The organism is Ferroplasma sp. Type II (assembly GCF_000496155.1).
In genome coordinates this window covers 9,337-10,907 of the sequence record NZ_KI542720.1, presented here as the reverse complement: position 1 = coordinate 10,907, position 1,571 = coordinate 9,337, and the positions used below count along the sequence as shown (strand labels likewise).

The window sequence follows — 1,571 nt, the reverse complement described above, 5'->3', positions numbered from 1 at the left end:
CGTGACCTCCATGGAATATTCCCTTTATAACAGAATACGGTCTCTCACCCCTGGATCTTTTCCTTGTTATCCTGAGATTCCTGCGGATGCTTTCCACTGGCAGCTTGTGTCCCCTGGCAGCCTTATCCATGGCTGCATCTATTCCCCTTCCTTCAACGCCAAAGTAACCCTTGTCCTTGTAATTCACGATGCCAGGAATGGATAGATCGATCTGCGAGTCATGCACTGATGCAGTGGTCGTTGCATAGTTCAGTATCATGTCATTGTCTGAATCCTGTATTGTGTGGAGCTTGTACCCGAAATGGGATCTTTTGTTCTTCACTGTCCAGGTACCGTCCTTGGATCTCCTTGTCTTTGCGTTCTTCCGCTCCTCCTCCCTTGCCTTCTTCTTTTGTTCAATCTCAATTTTCCTTGCAGTCTTTGCCTCCCTCTTTGATGTTTTCTCTTCATTATGATCCGATTCTGAAGGTTCCTTCACCGGGTTCTGATCCAAATAGATTGGTATTGTTCCGTCACCTTTCCTGTGCTTTCCATGGCCTGGATCCGATTCGATGAAAGTGGCGTCCTGAATTGTACCTTTCTTTACTGTAATGCCCTTCTCTTTGAACTGTTTCCATATCTCCTTCCAGATCTTCTTGTCCTTGTGATTATTGGAGAGCCTTTCGCGAAAGAGCCATATGGTTCTTGCATCCGGTACCGATTCAGGATAATCCAGGAAGTTCATGAAATCCAGGCGATTGTGTATCTCCTTCTCAATGGACTCATCAACTATGCCATATATGGACTGAAGGAATAGTATCTTGACCATGAGTATGGGATCATAATTTGACCTTCCACCCTTCTCTGTGTTATTAATATATAAGTCATTGAGTAAAGGCCTGATCCTTTCCCACTCTATGACAGTCTTCATGTCGGAAAGCCTGTCGCCGAATCTTTTCAACTGATCATATTTCTCCCGGAGACCGTAATTCATTATGTCCATGCATATTGATCGCGATTGCATGAATAAAGGTTTCGCTTGCAAACGTAGTAAATTATGGGATAAACTGAATATTTTAAATAAACGTGGTTGAAGAGATGAAATGAAAATCACATTCATAGGATAATAAAGAGAGGGGTTATTAGAAAATCTCAGAAGTGTATTATTATGGGTTATAAATAATTTAGTTCCGCAAATTTTGACTCTTCCGTGGTGTTAAAATTCTTTGAGCGGATAATTTTTCCATTTACCATAACCGATTCTACATTCTCAGGGTTGGCTGAAAACACTATATTATTGACTATATTAGAATCATTATATGGCATTGTATTGTATTTGTTCATGTCAAGTATAACCAGATCGGCAAGGTATCCCTCACGAATTATTCCTATGGGGGATTTTAATGCAATTCCCGCATTTCTGGTGGCCATATCCATGATCTGCTGTGATTTTACAGTGTCGGCTGACCAGCGGTCGTTGTTTATTGATATTGCGGAATATTTCATCTCCTCAAACATGTTCAGAGAGTTGTTGCTTCCTGAGCTGTCGGTTCCTAGAGAGACGTTCACATTATTGGATAACAGTTCTGGTA

The 1,571-nt window shown here is 41.4% G+C and carries 2 protein-coding genes; both read right to left on the bottom strand.

The window, feature by feature from the left end:
* A partial coding sequence (locus AMDU4_RS06810) for an IS5 family transposase (RefSeq protein ID WP_021787246.1) occupies window positions 1–982 on the bottom strand: 982 nt, incomplete at its 3' end.
* A 170-nt stretch (window positions 983–1,152) separates the two neighbouring features.
* A partial coding sequence (locus AMDU4_RS06805) for an amidohydrolase family protein (protein ID WP_290704475.1) occupies window positions 1,153–1,571 on the bottom strand: 419 nt, incomplete at its 5' end.